This window comes from Halomonas sp. (assembly GCF_033549285.1).
In the GTDB taxonomy this organism is placed as follows: domain Bacteria; phylum Pseudomonadota; class Gammaproteobacteria; order Pseudomonadales; family Halomonadaceae; genus Halomonas.
Genome location: NZ_JAWSUJ010000085.1, coordinates 1 through 18646 on the forward strand (window position 1 = coordinate 1; position 18646 = coordinate 18646).

At 68.4% G+C, this 18646-nt stretch carries 16 protein-coding genes and 1 pseudogene; 6 read left to right on the forward strand and 11 right to left on the reverse strand.

Going from position 1 to position 18646, the window contains the following annotated elements:
* The 5 genes from SCI24_RS16265 to SCI24_RS16285 form a co-directional block, all read right to left on the reverse strand.
* A partial coding sequence (locus tag SCI24_RS16265) for an ABC-type transport auxiliary lipoprotein family protein (RefSeq protein WP_318726374.1) occupies positions 1 to 601 on the reverse strand: 601 nt, incomplete at its 3' end.
* On the reverse strand, positions 598 to 1536 hold the full coding sequence (locus SCI24_RS16270) for an MlaD family protein (protein WP_318726375.1): 939 nt from the start codon (positions 1534 to 1536) through the stop codon (positions 598 to 600). The genes SCI24_RS16270 and SCI24_RS16265, both read right to left, overlap by 4 nt.
* Positions 1537 to 1538: 2 nt before the next feature.
* The gene (locus tag SCI24_RS16275) at positions 1539 to 2348 is read right to left on the reverse strand and encodes an ABC transporter ATP-binding protein (RefSeq protein ID WP_412930035.1); all 810 of its coding nucleotides are present in this window, start codon (positions 2346 to 2348) and stop codon (positions 1539 to 1541) included.
* On the reverse strand, positions 2342 to 3466 hold the full coding sequence (locus SCI24_RS16280; RefSeq protein WP_318726377.1) for an ABC transporter permease: 1125 nt from the start codon (positions 3464 to 3466) through the stop codon (positions 2342 to 2344). The genes SCI24_RS16275 and SCI24_RS16280 overlap by 7 nt, the downstream gene beginning before the upstream one ends.
* Positions 3467 to 3531: 65 nt before the next feature.
* Positions 3532 to 4455: an alpha/beta hydrolase gene (locus tag SCI24_RS16285; protein WP_318726378.1), complete on the reverse strand. Its 924-nt coding sequence runs from the start codon at positions 4453 to 4455 to the stop codon at positions 3532 to 3534.
* A 159-nt stretch (positions 4456 to 4614) separates the two neighbouring features.
* Here SCI24_RS16285 and SCI24_RS16290 point away from each other — a divergent pair, with 159 nt between their 5' ends.
* The 4 genes from SCI24_RS16290 (at position 4615) to SCI24_RS16305 (ending at position 11484) form a co-directional block, all read left to right on the forward strand.
* Complete coding sequence (locus tag SCI24_RS16290; RefSeq protein WP_318726379.1) at positions 4615 to 6048, forward strand: TolC family outer membrane protein; 1434 nt, start codon at positions 4615 to 4617, stop codon at positions 6046 to 6048.
* An 87-nt stretch (positions 6049 to 6135) separates the two neighbouring features.
* Positions 6136 to 7416, forward strand: a complete 1281-nt coding sequence (locus SCI24_RS16295; protein ID WP_318726380.1) for an efflux RND transporter periplasmic adaptor subunit — start codon at positions 6136 to 6138, stop codon at positions 7414 to 7416.
* Complete coding sequence (locus SCI24_RS16300) at positions 7413 to 10595, forward strand: efflux RND transporter permease subunit (protein WP_318726381.1); 3183 nt, start codon at positions 7413 to 7415, stop codon at positions 10593 to 10595. The genes SCI24_RS16295 and SCI24_RS16300 overlap by 4 nt, the downstream gene beginning before the upstream one ends.
* Positions 10596 to 10812: 217 nt before the next feature.
* Positions 10813 to 11484, forward strand: coding sequence for a hypothetical protein (locus SCI24_RS16305; RefSeq protein WP_318726382.1), 672 nt, complete (start codon positions 10813 to 10815; stop codon positions 11482 to 11484).
* On the opposite strand, the gene SCI24_RS16310 is transcribed toward SCI24_RS16305, so the two are convergent.
* A complete protein-coding gene (locus SCI24_RS16310; protein WP_318726383.1) occupies positions 11476 to 12099 on the reverse strand; it encodes a TetR family transcriptional regulator in 624 nt (207 codons plus the stop codon). The genes SCI24_RS16305 and SCI24_RS16310 overlap by 9 nt on opposite strands.
* A 179-nt stretch (positions 12100 to 12278) precedes the next feature.
* On the opposite strand from SCI24_RS16310, the gene SCI24_RS16315 reads away from it, so the two are divergent.
* On the forward strand, positions 12279 to 13310 hold the full coding sequence (locus SCI24_RS16315; protein ID WP_318726384.1) for a succinylglutamate desuccinylase/aspartoacylase family protein: 1032 nt from the start codon (positions 12279 to 12281) through the stop codon (positions 13308 to 13310).
* Positions 13311 to 13375: 65 nt separating this feature from the next.
* Here SCI24_RS16315 and dusA read toward each other — a convergent pair whose 3' ends face one another.
* Complete coding sequence (dusA, locus tag SCI24_RS16320) at positions 13376 to 14440, reverse strand: tRNA dihydrouridine(20/20a) synthase DusA (RefSeq protein WP_412930031.1); 1065 nt, start codon at positions 14438 to 14440, stop codon at positions 13376 to 13378.
* 80 nt (positions 14441 to 14520) lie between these two features.
* Between dusA and SCI24_RS16325 the strand changes: the two genes are divergently transcribed.
* Positions 14521 to 15585, forward strand: coding sequence for a site-specific integrase (locus SCI24_RS16325; RefSeq protein ID WP_318726385.1), 1065 nt, complete (start codon positions 14521 to 14523; stop codon positions 15583 to 15585).
* A 15-nt stretch (positions 15586 to 15600) separates the two neighbouring features.
* Here the strand turns inward: SCI24_RS16325 and SCI24_RS16330 are convergent, their stop codons facing one another.
* The 4 genes and pseudogenes from SCI24_RS16330 to SCI24_RS16345 all read right to left on the reverse strand — a co-directional run.
* A complete protein-coding gene (locus tag SCI24_RS16330) occupies positions 15601 to 16413 on the reverse strand; it encodes a hypothetical protein (protein ID WP_318726386.1) in 813 nt (270 codons plus the stop codon).
* Positions 16414 to 16716: 303 nt separating this feature from the next.
* Entirely contained in the window at positions 16717 to 17367 is a 651-nt protein-coding gene (locus SCI24_RS16335; protein WP_318726387.1) for a phage virion morphogenesis protein, read from the reverse strand.
* Between the two features lie 19 nt (positions 17368 to 17386).
* Positions 17387 to 17590: a hypothetical protein gene (locus tag SCI24_RS16340; protein WP_318726388.1), complete on the reverse strand. Its 204-nt coding sequence runs from the start codon at positions 17588 to 17590 to the stop codon at positions 17387 to 17389.
* A gap of 52 nt (positions 17591 to 17642) precedes the next feature.
* Positions 17643 to 18566: pseudogene (locus SCI24_RS16345) on the reverse strand (phage major capsid protein, P2 family); the annotation flags it as partial.
* Positions 18567 to 18646 lie beyond the last annotated feature (80 nt).

Below are 18646 nucleotides of genomic sequence, written 5' to 3' on the forward strand. Positions count from 1 at the left end.
CGAAGGCCCCGACCACGGCGTCGAGGCTGTCGTCGTCGCTTGCCACCACCGCCTCGAAGCGGCGGCTGGCCAGCACCTCGCGGGTGGCCTCGTCGAGCAGCTGGACCTCGAGGCGCAGCACCACCTCGGGGTTGCCCTCGCGGTAGCGGCTGTGGAAGGCCCCCAGGTGGCTCGCCAGGGTGGCGTCGCTGCGCGCCCGGCTGGCGTCGTCCACCACGGCGGCCAGGGTGGCGTCGCGGCGGAAGGCCGCGATCAGGTGGTCGCGCAGTAGCCGCGGGGCATCGTCGCTCCAGCGTGCCCCCGCATAGGCCTGGAATTCCCCGGGCGAGGGCATGACCAGCATGCGCCGGCCATCCAGGGGCGCCCCGGCGCTGGGCGTGTCGACTCTCAGGGTCAGGTCGCGGGTGGCCTCATCAGACGCCGACAGTGACGGTTCGGGCAGCGTGAAGAGGCGCACCGGCTCCTGCTCGGGGAGCAGGCTGCAGCCCGCGAGCAGCAGCGCCATCAGCAGGGCCGGCAGAGCCATGGCGAGGCGTGGCATGGGGCCTCGAGACAGGGGGCGTCGAGACAGGGGGCGTCGAGACATGGCGGGCAGGTTCATGGAGTGAACTCCTGGATCTCGTCGCGACCCAGCAGGGCATCCGCCGGGTTTTCCTCCAGGCGTCGCACCAGGCGGTTCAGGGCCCTCAGCGCGGCGTGCAGTTCGCGCATGGCCGGGTCGAGCTCGCCCACGCCCTGCAGGCCCCGTGCCAGGGAGCCCTCGTGGCGTGCCGTCAGGCCGTCCAGCCGGGCGGTGGTAGACTCCAGCGACTGCATGGCGCGTTGGGCACTCTGGAGGGTCGCGCGCCCCTCCTCGTCGAGCAGCTCGTCGGCCGTCTCGCCCAGGCGGCTGAAGCCCTGCAGGGAGGCCTCGATCTGCTCGCCGGCCTCACCGAAGCGCGCCATGGCCTCGCCGAGGGCATGGCGCTGGTCGACCAGCGCCCCCGAGACGACCTCCAGGTTGTCCAGGGTGCGCGTCAGGCTCTCGGCGTTCTCCTCGGAGAGCAGCCGGTTGGCGTTGGTCAGCAACCGGTCCACCTGGGCGAAGAGCTCCTCGCTGTTGGAGAGCAGCGAGCTCAGCGGCGAGGGCTCGGCCTGGATCAGTGGGGGATCGTCGCGGTCGCCCTGCAGGCGGGGGCTCTGCGGGGTGCCGCCGAGCAGCTGGATGTTCATGGTGCCGGTGATGTTGGCCAGCGCCAGGCTGGCGCGGGTGTCCTGCTTGATCGGGACATCGCTGTAGACGCGGATCAGCGCCCGGACCTGGCGCGGGTCCCGGGGGTCGAGGCGCAGCCTGACCACATCCCCGACCTCGATGCCGCTGTAGAGGACCGCATTGCCCTCGGAGAGCCCGCTGACCGCGCGGTTGAAACCGACCTCGTACCAGTCGTAGTCGCGATCGACACTGGACTTGCCAAGCCACAGGGCGAACAGCAGCGCGCTGCCCAGGGTGATCACCGTGAACAGCCCGATCAGCACATGGTGGGCGCGGGGTTCCATCGTCAGGGCTCCTCCACCGGGTGGGCCGCCTCATGGGCGGCGCGGCCTCGGGGGCCATGGAAATAGTCGTGGATCCACTCATCGTCGGTGGCCGCGACGACGTCGAGGCGATCGGCGACCAGCACCCGGCCTTGCGACAGCACGGCCACCCGGTCGCAGGCGGTATAGAGGGTGTCCAGGTCGTGGGTGACCAGGAAGACGCTCAGGCCCAGGGCGTCGCGCAGGGTCAGGATAAGGCGGTCGAAGGCCGCGGCACCGATCGGGTCCAGGCCCGCCGTCGGCTCGTCCAGGAACAGCACTTCCGGGTCGAGCGCCAGGGCGCGCGCCAGGGCGGCTCTCTTGATCATGCCACCTGAGAGCTCGGCGGGATACTTGATCGCAGCGTCTCCGGGAAGACCGGCGAGTGCCAACTTGACCCGGGCCAGGGCCTCGGCGTCGGCGCGGGAGAGCCCGATGTGCTCGATCAGCGGCAGGGCGACATTCTCCTGCAGGGTCAGCGAGGTAAAGAGCGCCCCGCGCTGGAACAGCACCCCGAAGCGGCGCTCCACCCGGGAGCGGTCCCGGGCGGAGAGGCTCAGGAGCTCCTCGCCGAACACCTCGATCTGCCCGGCGCTGGGCCGCAGCAGGCCGACGATGCTGCGCAGCAGGACCGACTTGCCGGTGCCCGAGCCGCCGACCACGCCGAGGATCTCACCGGGGAAGAGGTCAATATCGAGGTCCTCGTGGACGCTGTGCTCACCGAAGCGGTTGGCCAGCCCGCGGACCCGGATCAGCGGCGCGTCGTTCCTCGAGGCCCGTGACCCGCTCACCAGCCCATCTCCATGAAGAACAGCGCCGCCACCGCATCCAGCAGGATCACCACGAAGATCGACTGCACCACGCTCGAGGTGGTGTGCTCACCCACGGACTGGGCGCTGCCGCTGACCTTGAAGCCTTCCAGGCAGCCGATCACCGCGACCAGGAAGGCGAACAGCGGCGCCTTGGAAAGGCCCACCAGGAAGTGCTCGAGGGGGATATCGCGCTGCAGGATGGCCAGGAACTGGACGAGCGAGATGTCCAGGGCCAGCAGGCAGACCAGGGCCCCGCCGAGGATGCCGCTCAGCATGCCCACGAAGGTGAGGATCGGCAGGGTCAGCATCATCGCCAGCACCCGCGGCAGCACCAGCAGCTCGATGGGGTCGAGGCCGAGGGTGCGCACGGCATCGAGTTCCTCGTTGGCCTTCATGGCGCCGAGCTGGGCAGTGAAGGCGCTGGCGGTGCGACCGGCGAGCAGGATGGCGGCGAGCAGCACGCCGAACTCGCGAAGGAAGGCGAAGGCGACCAGGTTGACGGTGTAGATGGTGGCGCCGAAATCGCGCAGCACCGTGGCGCCGAGGAAGGCCACCACCGCACCCACCAGGAAGGTCAGCAGGGCGACGATGGGCAGGGCGTTGAGGCCCGTCTGGTGCAGCTGGGCCACCATCGAGGTGAGGCGCCAACGGCCCGGTCGCCAGGCGGTGGCGGCGAGAGTGGCGAGCACCTGGCCGATGAAGCCGAGCAGCTGGCGCTGCTGCTGCCAGAGCCCCTCGACGAGCTGGCCGGTCCGCGCCAGGGTATCCCTCAGCGGCCGGGTGGGCTGCGCCGGGGGCGGCCGGTTGTCGGTCATGGCCTCGCCCAGGGTGCGCAGCAGGGCACGGCGCGTCGCCGGGAGGTCGGGGGCCCAGTCGTCGATCGCGGCGAGCGGCCCGGCGCCGACCAGCTCCATCAGCAGCACGGCGCCGGCGGTATCCAGGGCGGCGAGCCGGGCGAGGTCGATTCCCTCCGGAGAGGGCTCGCGGGTCTGCGCCAGGCGCTCGACCTGATGCTTCAGGGTCGCGTAATGCATCAGGGTCCAGTCCCCGGTGATGGCCAGGCGGCCGTCCTGCTGGTCGATGTGGCCCGGTTCGGTCATGGGCAATGGTGTCTCGGGTGCGTCATGGTGGCCGATGGTATCAGCCCGCGTGCCTTTACATTAGCTCAACCTGCCCCGGCCCCCTTCAACCAGCGCAGCCCGCGCTGCCACCAGGCCAGGGCCCCGCCGGCGGCGCCGGGCAGTACGCGACGGCGGGGCCGGTTGAGGAAGTCGGCGATGGGGCGGACCTGGCTTGTCCGGTCGAGCATCGGGGCATGGCCGCAGCCGGGCACCTCGAGGCTGACCAGGCCGGGCTGCGCCTCGGCCATGCGGGACACGCTCTCGGCCTTGAGCAGCGGCGAGTCCGCGCCGCGCACGACCATCAGCGGGCAGCGGATCGCCGCCCAGTCGGCCCAGGTGTCGCGGGGGGTATCGTGGACGAATTGCTCGCCGATGCGCGGATCGTAGTGGTAGGTCCAGCTGCCGTCCGGCAGCCGCCGCGCGCTGCCCAGCGCGAGGCGCCGCCAGGCATCGTCGCCCTCGATGCCGAAGCCCGTGTAGTGGCGCCTGAGCTCGGCCTCGAGCTCGCCGAAGCGGCAGAAGCGGTGCGGGGCCCCGAAGTAGCTGGCCAGGCTCGCCAGGCCTTCGGGGTCGAGTTCCGGGCCCACGTCGTTGAGCACCAGCCGCTCGATACGCGATGCCGTCTCGGGCTCGGCGGCCATCAGCATGCCGATCAGCCCGCCCATGGAGGTACCTACCCAGGGCACCTGTTCGAGGCCGAAGTGGTCGAGCACCGCCACTGCTACCTTCATGTAGTGGGCGTAGAGATAGTCGTGGGCGGGGTAGAGCGACCAGCTCGACAGGCCGCGTCCTGGCGTGTCCGGGGCCAGGACCCGCCAGCCGGGGCCCAGCACGCGGGAGAAGTCCTCGAAGTCCCCGCCGTGACGGGCCAGGCCGTGCCAGGCGATGACGGTTCGCGGTGCCTCCGGGTGCCAGATGCGCACGGCAACCTCCAGCTCCCGCACCCTGACGAGTTCCAGAGCGTCCATGGGCGTTCTCCCTCAGTGGGCTATGCTGCATGGCAGCATAGCGGAATTTCCCGGGACTTTCGGCAGGAATCCACATTTCCCGACGGCTCGGCGGTGGATTCATCACCGAAACATGCGAAAATGTATGTAAAGCTCCGACCAGAAATCGAGGATGACCCGATGACCCGTCACCGCACCCTTCGTCGTGCCCTGCTGCCGGCACTGATCGCGTCGGCCTTCGCCGCGCCCCTGCAGGCGGCCGACCTGTTGACCATCACCCGGGATGCCCTGGAGAACAATGCCGAGCTGGCCTCGGCCCGGTCACAGACCGGCAGCGTCGAGGCGGGACGGAATGTGGAGCGTGCTGACCTGCTGCCCCAGGTCAATGTGTCGGCGGATGTGACCCACAACCGCCAGTATGAGAGTCAGCGCGGGGCAGGCGCGGTTTCCGGTAGCGGGACGGCCGGGGATGATCTTTACAATACGGCCAGGCTCAGCCTCGAGGCCACCCAGGCGCTGTTCGATGCCCGCAACTCCCGCGAGGTCGAGCAGGCCGAGCGCCAGATCGACCAGCAGACCTACCAGCTGGCCGCCACCGAGCAGCAGGTGCTGATCGACGTCTCCTCGGCCTACTTCGAGATCCTGCGGGCCTACGAGGTGCTGGAGGCGCGGCGCGCCCAGGAGCGGGCCATCGGCCGCCAGCTGGAGCAGGCCCGGGAGCAGTTCGAGGTGGGGCTGATCGCCATCACCGAGGTGGAGGAGGCCAAGGCGGCCTTTGACCAGGCCCGGGCGGTCCGCATCGCCGCCGAGAGCGACCTGCAGGTGCGCTTCGAGGTCCTGGAACGCCTGACCGGTCAGCGCTACTCCAGCATCGACGCGCTGGGGGAGGAGGTGCCCATCCAGCCGCCCACCCCGGACGACCGCGGCCACTGGGTCGAGCTGGCCATGGAGAACAATCCCCTGGTGCTGGCCAGCGAGGCCGGCGTAGAGGTCTCGCGCAGCAGCGTCGAGATCGCCCGTAGTGAGCGGCTGCCGACGGTCAACGCCTTCGCCAACTACCGGCTCGACGACAGCGATAGCGATGTGGTGGAAGGCCACAACTCGGTGAGTCAGGTCGGTCTGCGCGCCAGCCTGCCGCTCTTTACCGGCGGCCGTACCCAGGCGAGCATTCGCCAGAACACCTACCGGCTGGAGGCCAGCCAGTACGACTTCGAGGCCCAGCGCCGCGATACCGTCCAGCAGGTCCGGTCGCGCTTCACTCAGGTCAGCAACGACGTCTCTACGGTGGAGGCACGTGCCCAGGCCATCGTCTCCAACCAGAGCGCTCTCGACGCCACCCGCGCCGGCTACGAGGTGGGCACCCGCAACATCGTCGACGTACTCAATGCCGAGCAGAACCTCTATAACGCGGTCGCCGATCATGCCAGCGCCCGCTCCGACTATGTGATCAACCTGCTGAGCCTTCGCCAGCAGTCGGGAACGCTTGACGTGCCGGCCGTGGAGGAGGTCAACGACTGGCTGGATGGCGGTAGCGTCTCCTTCACCCTGCCGGAAGAGAGCGATAGCTACGACGGGGCCATGGAGATCGGTGAGCCGCCGCGCCTCCGGGAATGATGCTTAGCGGTCTAATATTTACATCCATACACGCATGGATGTAAGATTCGTTCATCTTTGACGACGCCAACGGGAACGACCGACACCATGAAAAAGCTCTTCCGACACGGCCGGACGACCCTGCTCGTCCTGGCCGCGGGCCTGTTGCTGGCCGCCTGTGGCCAGGATGACGCCCCCCAGCAGGCCGGCGGCAATCAGGAGCGGCCGCCGCATCCGGTGGAAGTGACGGAGATCGCCCGTCAGGACATCCCCCTGGAGAAGTCCTACCCGTCGCTGCTGCGCAGCGACAACGAGGTCACTCTGGTGGCCCGCGTCACCGGCTTCCTCGAGCAGCGCCACTTCGAGCCCGGCCAGCTGGTGGAGCAGGGGCAGACGCTCTACAGCATCGAGCCGGACCTCTACCAGGCCGCGGTCAACCAGCGCGAGGCGGACCTGCAGAGCGCCCGGGCCGAGCTCGCCCGGGCCCAGCGCGATGCCGACCGCTTCGAGCGGCTGCTGAGCCAGAACTCGGTGAGTCGCCAGCAGTATGACCAGGCCCGGGCCGAGCTGGGCGTCGCCCGGGCCGGCGTCGCCCAGGCCGAGGCGGCACTCGCCAGTGCACGGATCGACCTGGGCTATGCCGAGGTCACCGCGCCCGTCTCCGGGATGATCAGCCTCAGCCGGGTCAACGTCGGCAACCTGGTGAGCAGCGGCACCGAGTTCGCCACCATCACCCCGCTGGATCCCCTGGAGGTGCGCTTCCAGCTGCCCCAGCGCGACGCCTTCGAGCTGCGCCGCCAAGTGGGCGAGCAGTCCGTCGAGGCGATCACCGCCGTGCTCAACGTGCCCGGCACGGACGGTGCCGAGGGCTCGGCTCTGGAGGGACGCCTCGACTTCCTGGGCTCCCGGGTGGAGGAGGCCACCAGCACCGTCCAGGCCAGCGCCACCTTCGCCAACCCGGAGGGGCGCGTGCTGCCCGGCCAGTTCGTGCGAGTCAGCCTGGAGGGCCTCAAGCGCTACGACGTGTTGGCGGTACCCGAGATTGCCATCGGCCAGGGGCTGATGGGCCCCCAGGTGTTCGTGCTCGACGAGGAGAGCGTGGCCCGTGCCCGCACCGTGGAGTTGGGCGAGGTGGCCGGTCCCTGGCAGATCATCCGCGGCGGCCTGGAGGTAGGCGAGCGAGTGGTGGTTGGCGACCCTTCCGGCATCGAGCCGGGCACGGCCATCGCCCCTCAGCCCTTCGACGGCGAGGCCGGCGAGATCGTCGAGGAGGTCGAGCAGGCAGAGGCCGAGGCCGAGCAGGAAGCCGCCGAGGAGATGCAGCAGGGGGCCGGCTCACCGCCTGCCGGTGAGCAGGACGGCGAGGCGGACGAGGACGACGCCTCATGAGCTTCTCCAACTTCTTCATCAAGCGGCCGATCTTCGCCACGGTGCTGGCGATCATCCTGACGCTGATCGGGGTGATGAGCATGCGGGTGCTGCCGGTCGAGCAGTACCCCAGCGTGGTGCCGCCCACCGTCTCGGTGCAGGCCCAGTTCCCCGGCGCCGATGCCGAGACGGTGGCCCAGACGGTGGCCGCCCCCCTGGCCGAGGCGATCAACGGCGTCGAGGACATGCTCTACATGACCTCGACCAGCGCCGACAACGGCACCATGAGCCTCAACGTGGCCTTCAACATCGACACCGACGGCGACATCAATACCATCAACGTCAACAACCGCGTGCAGGGGGCGCTGTCGCAGCTGCCCGAGGCAGTGCAGGCCCAGGGCGTGCAGGTGGAGCTGCGCTCGAGCTCGATCCTGATGCTGGTGGCGCTGATCTCGCCGGAGGGTGACTACGACCGAACCTTCATGCAGAACTACGCCACCCTCAACATCCTCGACGAGCTGCGCCAGGTGCCCGGCGTCGGCAACGCCGAGGTGCTGGGCGGCGGCGAGTTCGCCATGCGCATCTGGATGGACCCGGACAAGCTGGCCCAGTACGACCTGACTCCCACCGAGGTGGCTGCCGCCATCCGTGCCCAGAACACCGAAGTGCCGGCGGGCAACCTGGCGGCCACGCCTCAGAGCGAGCCGCGCGCCTTCAGCTACACCATCACCGCGGGCGGGCGGCTCAGTGACGTCGACGACTTCCGCGAGATCTTCCTGCGCACCAACCCGGATGGCTCGTCGCTGCGCCTTCAGGACGTGGCGCGCATCGAGCTGGGTGCCTCCTTCTACGGCGTCGATGCCCGCCTGAACGGCGCCGCCATGTCGCCGATCATCATCAACCAGCAGCCCGGGGCCAATGCCCTGGAGACGGCCGAGGCGGTCAAGGCGACCATGGCCGAGCTGGAGGGGCGTTTCCCGCCCGGCCTCGAGCAGGTGGTGCCCTACGACACCACCCTGTTCATCGATGCCTCCGTCAGCACCGTGACCAAGGTGTTCATCGAGGCCTTCCTGATCGTCGGCGTGATCCTGTTCATCTTCCTGCAGAACTGGCGCTTCACGGTGATCGCCATGTCGGTGGTGCCGGTCTCGGTGCTGGCCACCTTCGCCGGGTTCTTCATGTTCGGCTTCTCCATCAACCTGCTGACGCTGTTCGCCCTGGTGCTCTCCATCGGCATCGTGGTGGACGATGCCATCCTGGTGGTGGAGAACGTCGAACGGGTGCTCAGCGAGGACGAGGAGATCACCGTCACCCAGGCCACCATCCGCGCCATGAAGGAGGTGGGCGGCCCGGTCATTGCCACCTCGCTGATCATGGCCGCGGTGTTCGTGCCGGTGGCCTTCCTGGGCGGCTTCACCGGCCAGATCTACCAGCAGTTCGCGCTGACCGTGGCAATCTCGGTGGCCTTCTCGGCGCTGATGGCGCTGACCTTTACCCCGGCCCTGTCGTCGATCTTCATCAAGCACAAGGCGCCGATGGGCGAGTCGAAGCTGGCGCGGGCGATCAATACCCCGCTGCGCCTCTTCGATCGTCTCTTCGCCGCCATCACCGCCGTCTACATGTGGGTGGTCAAGCTGCTGGTGCGCTTCTGGGGCCTGGCGCTGCTGCTCACCGCGCTGGTGATCGGCGGCTCCTGGTGGCTCTACCAGACCACGCCCTCGACCCTGGTGCCGGAGACCGACCAGGGCATCGTGCTGGCCAGCGTGCAGCTGCCGGATTCCGCCTCCCTGACGCGCACCCAGGACTACATGGCCGAGCTGAGCTCGCGCATCGAGGAGATCCCCGGGGTCAGCTACGTGGCGGCGGTCGCCGGCTATGACATCCTCTCCAGCGCGGTGAACACTGCGCGGGGCGTGATGTTCATCAACATGGAGCCCTGGGCGGAGCGCGAGCTCACCGCCGAGGGGCTGGTGGGGCAGGTCATGCAGCTGGGCGCCCAGGTGCCGGGCGGCTCGGCCATGGCCTTCAACATGCCGCCGATCATGGGGCTCTCCACCACCGGCGGCTTCACCGGCTACCTGCAGTCCTTCGAGGGCGCGAACCCCCAGGAGCTCTTCCAGGCCTCGCTGCAGGTGATGCAGGCGGCGGGCGAGCACCCGGCCCTGCAGCGGGTGTTCACCACCTTCAACGTCAACGTGCCGGGCTACCGGGCCGAGATCGACCAGCAGAAGGCGCTCAGCTACGGCGTGGCGCTTCAGGACCTCAACGCTACCCTGTCGAACACCTTCGGCAACGGCTTCGTCAACTACTTCAGCTATCAGAACCGCAACTTCCAGGTCTACCTGCAGAACGAGGACGAGTTCCGCCGGACCCCGGACGACATCAACAACGTCTATGTGCGCGGCGGCAACGGCGAGCGGATCCCGCTCTCCGAGTTCGTGACCCTCGAGCGCCAGGCCAAGCCGGCGGTGGTGTCGCGCTTCGGGGTCTACCTGGGCGCCCAGTTCCAGGGCGGCCCGGCACCGGGCTACAGCTCCGGCCAGGCGGTCGCCGCCATGGAGGAGATCGTCCAGGAGACCCTGGGCAGCGACTGGGGCATGGGCTGGACCGGCACCGCCTACCAGGAGACCCAGATGGGCAGCACCGCCACCCTGGCCATCGTCTTCGGCCTGCTGATGGTGTTCCTGATCCTGGCGGCCCAGTACGAGAGCTGGTCGCTGCCGCTGGCGGTCCTCACCGCGACCCCGTTCGCCTTCCTCGGCGGCATCGGCGGCATCGTGCTGCGCGGGCTCGACACCAGCGTCTACGTGGAGATCGGCATGCTGGTGGTGGTGGGGCTGGCGGCCAAGAACGCCATCCTGATCGTCGAGTTCGCCGAGCTGCAGCGCAAGGAGCAGAGCCAGTCGATTCGCGAGGCGGCCATCACCGCGGCCCGGCTGCGCTTCCGGCCCATCGTGATGACCTCGCTGGCGTTCATCTTCGGCACCCTGCCGCTGGCCCTGGCCACCGGGGCGAGCGATACCAGCAGCCATCACATCGGCACCACGGTGGCGGTGGGCATGGCCAGCGTGGCGGTGCTGGGCAGCTTCTTCGTGCCGAGCTTCTACGCCATGATCGCGTCGGTCTCCGACTGGCTGCGGCGCAAGGTGCTGGGGGGTGGCACCGAGCATCGCCGGGTGGCCGGCGCCGACCAGTCGTGAGGCCAGGGGCCGGCGCCTGGCGCTGGCCCCATGACCGGCACGCCACAGAAGGGGCGCCCCTACCTGGGGCGCCCCTTTTCCTGTCCAGGGCCGGCCGGGGCGCTTGCGGGCCGGTCCATGACCCACGTCAGGGATATGCTGTCCAACCCCTTGCCTGGATGGTCTACGCTGAGGCAAGAGACTCATTCGTTGGCTAAGTATTGCCGGGAGGTGCCCCATGGAAACCGTACGCCAGATTGCCCTGAGCTTCCCGGTGGTGGTGTTCAGCGCGCTGCTGGCCCTCGCCGCCCTCTACTGGCTGCTGGTGGCGCTGCGTCTGGCGCCGGTGGAGTGCTTCGAGCACGACAGCCTCAAGGGCGACCACCTGGCCAGCACCCTGGTGGCGCTGGGCTTCGCCGGGGTGCCGGCCTCCTTCGCGCTGACGGTGCTGCTGGTGCTGGCGGGGGCCATCACCCTGGGGGTTGAGCTCGCCGTGCTGCGCTGGCTGCCGATGGGGTTGTTTCGCATCCCGGTCGGGGTGGCGCTGCTGTGGGGGGCCTTCGCGCTCGCCTCGCCGCTGGCCGCGGGGCTCTGCCATGGCCTGCATCGCTGGTTCCATCGCCATGCCCCGCAGCAGCGGCGCTGCCTGCTCGGCGAGAAGGTGGAGGTGAGGGACGAAGCGGATGCCGATGGCTGGGCCGCGGCGGTGCTGGTCGACGACCCGGCCTGGCAGGTGCGCCTGCACGGCAAGCCCGGCAACCTGCCGCAGGTCGGCGAGCGCCGGGTGCTGGTCAAGTATGTGGCCGGTGAGGACGCCTACCGCAGCGTGCCGGAGGTCGAGTATCGCGAGGCACGGGCCCACCTCAGCCGGCTGCGCCATGGACGCGGCGGCGCCGCAGCCTCATCCTGACGCCGGGGCGCGCATCAGTTCCAGCTGGGCGTCCAGCAGCAGGGTGCCACGCTCGAGGATCGAGAACCGCTCGTGGTTGCGAAGCCAGTCGTGGAAGAGCCCGCCGAGCATCGCCTGCAGCAGCTCACCGGCCACCCCGGGGTCGAGACCCGGGCGCAGGTGGCCCAGGCGTGCCGCACAGCCGCAATAGTCGATCAGCGCCCCGCACGCCTCCTCGGCCATCTCGTTCTGCATGGCCAGCGGGTCGATGTCGCCGAAGACCTCGCAGTGATGGATGAGGATGGCATGCACGCGCCGGTAGCGGGGTTGCTCGAGGCGCTCGAAGCCCTTGAGACAGGCCAGGCGGATCGCCTCGAGGGGACGCTCGGTGAGGCTGGGGTCGCCGATCTCCTCCACCAGTTCCTGGAAGGGCATGCGCACGCGTTGCAGCATGGCCTGGAAGAGGTCGGCCTTGTTGCGGAAGTGCCAGTAGATGGCACCGCGGGTCATGTCGGCATGACGGGCGATCTGTTCCAGGGAGGTGCGGGCCACGCCCTTCTCGAGGAAGACCTCCTCGGCGGCGTCCAGCAGGGCCTCCCGGGTAGCGGCGGCCTCGGCCTTGGTGCGTCTGGCCATGTAAGCGGACTCTCCGGCGTTCTGGTGATGGGCGTATTCTACCCGAGTCGCCCCATCATTTACATACACACCTGTATGGATAGTGGCCGGCCGCTCATGCCGCCCGGGCTCGTCATCGATGCGGCAGAGGCGTATAAGGAAGCCATGAAAAACACCGTTTCGTGACGCAAGGAGCGCCCATGGCCCGTGCCCCCTTCGAACTCGCCGGTATTCGCGTGGCGGCGGGCTCGCGGACCCAGATCGACGTGCCGGTGGCGCGCCTCTATACCCATGCCCCGCTCTATATTCCCGTGGAGGTGGTGCACGGGCGCCAGTCCGGGCCGGTGCTGCTGGTCTGCGGCGGGATCCACGGCGACGAGATCAACGGCGTGGAGATCGTGCGCCGCCTGCTGCGCTCGAAGCAGCTCCAGGGGCTGCGCGGCACCCTGATCGCCGTGCCCATCGTCAACGTCTTCGGCTTCGTGCAGCATAGCCGCTACCTGCCGGACCGCCGCGACCTCAATCGCTGCTTCCCGGGGAGCGAGTCGGGCTCGCTGGGCGGGCGAGTGGCGGCGCTGTTCCGCGAGCAGATCGTCGACCACGCCACCCACATCATCGACCTGCATACCGGCGCCATTCACCGCACCAACCTGCCGCAGATCCGCGCCCAGCTGACCCCCGGCGGCGAGACCGAGCGCATGGCCAACGCCTTCGGGGCGCCGGTGATCCTCAACGCCGAGCTGCGCGAGGGCAGCCTGCGCCACTACGCCCAGAACCGCGGCATCCCGGTGCTCACCTACGAGGCCGGCGAGGCGCTGCGCTTCGACCAGTGGGCGATCACCCCCGGGGTACGGGGCGTGCTGCGGGTGATGCGCCGGCTGGGCATGCTGACCGGGGAGCATCGCCGCCGCCCGGTGCCGGCCGCGGAGGTGGCCAACGGCTCGAGCTGGGCGCGGGCACCCATCGACGGCATCCTGCGTCCCCAGGTGCGGCTCGGGGCCCGGGTGGCCAGGGGCGAGTTGCTGGGGCGCGTGGCGGACCCCTTCGGCAACGCCGAGGGCGAGGTGCGCTCGGTGGCCGATGGCATCGTGATCGGCATGAGCCGGCTGCCGCTGGCCAACGAGGGCGAGGCGCTGTTCCATATCGCCCGCTTCGACGCCATCGAGGAGGCCGAGAGCGCCATCGAGGACTTTCACTCAAGCCTGGAGCCGCCCCCCGACGCGCTCTACTGAGCCTTGCCCGAAACGCACACGGCGCCGATGTCTCGGCGCCGTGTGCGTTTCGAGAGCCGCCGGGCTCAGGCCACGGCGGCGGCCTCGTGCTCGGGGACCAGGCCCAGGGCGTCGTCGAACACCATCAGGTCCGCGCCCTCGCGGTGGGCGTGCTCGGAGAGGTGGCGACGGAACTTGCGTCCCCCCGGCTGGCCCTGGAAGAGCCCCAGCAGGTGACGGGTGAGGTGGTTGAGCTTCGCTCCCTCATCGAGGCGGCGGGCGATGTAGGGGCGCAGGGCGCGGGCCGCCGCGTGGCGGCTCCCTGCCGGGCCCGTCATGCCGTAGAGGGCCTCGTCGACGCCGGCCAGCAGCCAGGGGTTCTGGTAGGCCTCGCGGCCGACCATCACGCTGTCCACGAGATCGAGCTGTTCCCGGCAGGCGTCGAGGGTCCTGAGGCCGCCGTTGATGCCGATATGCAGCTCGGGATGGCTCGCCTTGAGCCGATGGACGCGAGCGTAGTTGAGCGGCGGGATATCGCGGTTCTCCTTGGGGGAGAGCCCCTCGAGCCACGCCTTGCGGGCATGCACGATGAAGGTGTCGCAGCCGGCGTCGGCCACGGTGGCGATGAAGCGCTCGAGATCCGTATCCTCGTCCTGGTCGTCGATGCCGATGCGGCACTTGACCGTGACCGGGATCGACACCGCCTCGCGCATGGCGCGCACGGCGGCGGCCACCTTCTCGGGGTGGCCCATCAGGCAGGCGCCGATCAGGTTGTTCTGCACCCGGTCGCTGGGGCAGCCGACGTTGAGGTTGACCTCGTCATAGCCCCATGCCTCGGCGATGGCCGCGCACTCGGCGAGCTCGCCGGCGTCGCTGCCGCCCAGCTGCAGGGCGAGCGGATGCTCGACGTCGTCATGGCCCAGGAACCGGCTGCGCGGACTGCCGTGCAGGATGGCGCCGGTGGTCACCATCTCGGTATAGAGCAGGGCGCGCCGGGTCAGGGTCCGGGCGAACGCGCGGTAGTCGCGGGTCGTCCAGTCCATCATAGGCGCCACGGAAAACGTTCTATCCAGCGCAGGGCCCGTAATCTCAGTGTTTACGGGGCCTGTGGCGGTCCCGTGCTTTTGCTGTTTGTCGATTTCTTTTGCCATTTTGCTACGTTTTTGGCCTCGCGTTGCTACGAGTTTGCTAAGCTGTAGCGAGTGGATTTGCTACAAGGGAGAAGCCGTCGATGGCAACGATCAGCAAGCGGAAGCGGAGGGACGGAAGTGTCGCATACACCGCCCAGATACGCATTATGCGCAAGGGTGAGCGGGCGCACTCGGAGGCCCGCACCTTCCCCAAGAAGGCGATGGCGGATGAGTGGGCCAAGCGTCGCGAGCTGGAATTGATGACGCCTGGCGGCTTGCTCAGTGCAAAGTGGCGGGGCGTGACGCTGAACGATGCCATCGAGCGCTACCTGCATGAGTTCGCCCAGGGCGCGGGCCGCTCGAAGCGTGCGACCATCCAGCAGCTACAGCGGTTCCCCATTGCCCGCGTCCAGGTCAACGAGCTGACCAGTGAACAGATTGTCGAGCATGGAGTGATCAGGCGGAACAGCGGTATCCAGCCGGCGACGGTCAATCAGGACATCGTGTGGCTGGGCATCATCCTGAAGACGGCGGTAGCGGCATGGAAGATGCCCGTTGACCTCGGCGAGTTCGAGGCGGCCAAGCTGTTGCTACGCTCGAAGGGCCTGATTGGCAAGTCCAAGGCGCGCGATCGGCGGCCGACGCTGGCGGAGATCGAGCGACTGCGCGAGTACTTCGAGCGCTCCCAGCGTATCCGGCCGAGCGCTATCATCCCCATGCAAGACATCATGGATTTCGCCATTGCCTCCTCGAGGCGGCGCGAGGAGATCACCCGCCTGCTGTGGTCGGACCTCGACGAGGCGGACTCTACCTGCTGGGTGCGGGATGCCAAGCACCCGCGGCAGAAGTGGGGGAACCATCGCCAGTTCAAGTTGACCAGCGAGGCGCTGGACATCATCCGCCGGCAGCCACGCGCCCAGGGCGAAGACCGCATCTTCCCGTTCCGGCCGGCCTCGATCGGCACCCGCTGGCAGGCGGCAACGGCTGCATGTGGCATCGAAGACCTACGCTTTCACGACCTTCGCCACGAGGCGACCTCGCGGCTGTTCGAAGCGGGCTATGAGATTGTCGAGGTTCAGCAGTTCACCCTCCACGAGAGCTGGGACGTGCTCAAGCGCTACACGCACCTTCGGCCCGCGAACCTGACGCTACGCACATCAGTGTGATTTTCCACGGGCCCGTCAGGTGACGTCGAGCTCGAGCTGATCGGGGGGGGGAAGCTGATCGGCCCGGCAGGTGACGTCGAGCTCGAGCTGATCATGGGGAAGCTGATCGGCCCGGCATCTGGGAAAGGTGACTTCGACGGTCTGGTCGCTGATGCGGCGGGCCTTGCCCTGGCTGAGCACCTGCTCGCGGGTGGTGTGCTTCTCGGCGGGCGGCTTGCGGGCGGTGACTGGCTCGCCGGCGCGGGCGCGCTCGATCAGCGGGGCGCGCTCTTCTGGCGGCATCGCCTTGAGTGCATCCAGCTCGACGCCCTTGTCGAGACTGGTGCCGGTGACGGCATCGAGGTCATCGCCCAGGGCCTCGGCGCGAGAGACGTGCTGGTTGATGCTCTGCTTGGTCTGCCCGGTACGCTCCGCGGTCTCGGTGGCGAACTGTTTGTGTCCGCGCCCCGTCTTGGGCTCCTCGGATAAAGTGGAAACAGTTTTTCCACTTTCCGCCGGCGCTCCATGCCGCTGCTCCCACAGCGCCTTCCGCCGCTTGATGGCGCTGGCCCGCTGGGCGGCGGTCAGCTCGGCGCGAATCAGGTTCTCGTCGATCTCGAGCTGATCGTGGGGAAGCTGATCGGCCCGGCAGGTGACGTCGAGCTCGAGCTGATCGGGGGGAAGCTGATCGGCCCGGCAGGTGACGTCGAGCTCGAGCTGATCGGGGCATATCTTTGCCGCCTTCACGCCTTTTGCATCGTCGTCTAGGCTTTTTGGCGCGCTCGCGGCGGCCAGAATGGCCATTTCGCAGCGATACCACTCATCTCGGTGGTTTTTGGCCTCCTGCACGGTCGCGAGCCTGCATAGATCCGCATAACTTCCATGCGGGCGGCGGGATCTTCGCGCCCAGCAACGGTGCGGGCGGGGCCCAGGCTGCATGTGTGCATAATTCCCGGAATATTTAGAGCGCAGGCGGGGAGGGGTGCAGATTGCGCGCCCCGGGGCAGGGTGGGGGTAGGGGTGTATGTGGGTCAGGCTGTGGCGCTCCCGCTCGCTGTGGGCCGTTCTCTCGCCTCACGTAGCTCGCCATAGCAAAGAGGCCGCGTTGCTCACGCGGCCTCTGTGGGCGATATGGGCGGCACGCTCTGCCGCTCATCTTGGTGCGATGGCGTCCAGCAGTGAGTCTCGGATCATGTCGTTGTCCGCGTCGGTCAGGCCCAGCAAACGGCGCGACGGATAGTCGGCCGTGTTGCCGCCTGGCTCGACTTGAGCACGTAGGCCGTACTGGTGGATTCTCGCGAACCGGGCCACCCCCGAGACGAACCCCACCGTCACCCCGTCGGCACTTGTTCCCAGCGGCTTCAGGTAGCGGGCCTGCCGTATCTTGGTGAACATGGGCTTGCGGCGGATGCTACCCCGCTGCCCCCGCAGGGCCCCGCCAGTATGTTTCGGCCTCATGTAGTACTGAACCCGGTGTTTCAGGAAGGTGCGGATGCCGTCGACCTCGCGGTCATAGCCGACCATGCGGTCACCCTCGTCGCGGAAGCTGACCATGCTGCCGACCCGCTCACCTCCCCCGGGCTTGCGATACAGGAAGCTGATCGGCTTCTTGATCTGTTCCTTCTCCCTGCGTGGTGCGAACGGCGAACCATCGGGGTTCTTCTGCCGCTTGATGCGATCTCGCTGGGACTTGGCGAGGCGCCGGCCGATGTCGCTCATCAGCTTCTTGCGTGCCTTCGGCTCCAACCTGTTTAGCAGGGGCTCGGCCCAGCCCTCCAGGGCGTCCAGGTCGTCGTTGGTCATCAGTGTCGCTCCATCCGGGTCAGTCGATGTCGTGGAAGGCCGAGCGCCGCCGGGCCTCGGCGTCGCGGGTGGTGGCGGCGTGGTTGTCCTCGCTGACCGCCTTGCTGGCCCGGTCGAGTGCCTTCTCGAGCCTGGCCTGGCCGTTGTGGAGCTTCTTGCAGCGCCGGCGGCGGGTCATGTGCTCGTCGCGGAGTTCACGCTGGCTCATTGTGCTCAGGTTCATGCTGCCTCCCATTGAGTAGAGCCCCGCCCATGCTGGCCAGGGCCGCAGGTGGTTATGCCCAGTCGCCGAACACGACGTTCTCGACCAGGCAGGCCGCGCCGAAGTCCTCGATCACGTACGCCTCGTTGGACGATTCGTAGTTCTCGATCTGCTTCCGCTTGGGGTTGTCGATCACGAAGCGGCGGCGGCTACCGCGCTGCCAGTAGATCGACAGGTTCTCCGGCATGGTGATGAACAGGCTGTTCTCCGGCATGCCGGGCACCCTGGCCGCGGCCTTGCCACCAAACCGGGCGTTGCTCATCACCACGTCCAGAGCCACCGCCTCGGTCGGGGTGTCGGCATGCTTGCTGGCCATCTGGAAGTACTTGTCGGCGATCAGCTCGCGGCCCGCGATCACGCTGATGTCGTCGCTGTCCCGGTGCCAGGGGTCGATCATCTCGCCGACGACATCGAAGATCAGGGCGTCAATGTTCTCGTAGTCGCCGCCGGGACCGACGCGGACCTCGCCGGCGGTGGCGCCCTCGCCGAGCACACGGGCGGGGGCATGCTCGCGGAGCACTTGCAACCAGCCCTTGTTGACGTCCTGTAGCAGCGGGTTGGCGCCACGGTCGGTCTGTGCCGCCGCGCTGGTGCCATTGAAGCCGATGGTCAGCCGGTCGAGCGCCTGCTGCCTGACCAGCATGTCGCGGACGCGGCGCTGGAAGTCGGGGAACTTGGCCCAGGCGTCGAGCTTGGCCCAACTGATGTGGGTGTCGAACTCGGTGCTCTCGCAGACGAACTCGACCTCGTCCAGCACGCTCACATCAACGGGCTCGCGGTCGTTATTCGCGATATCGGTTCGCTTGGCGATGGGCCCGCCTACGCCGAGCCCCAGGCGCTGGCCCTTCATTTCGTCGACGCCGACGATATTCACTCGGCGCAGGAAACCGGAGCTTTCCTGAATGTGGCTCTCGAGAGACTGCTGCACGCTGGGCGCGACGCTGAATAAATAAGGTAATCCCCCGGCTTTGCCGGGGGACTACCCGAGGTTTGACCGTGTGATGCGGTCAAAGGGAA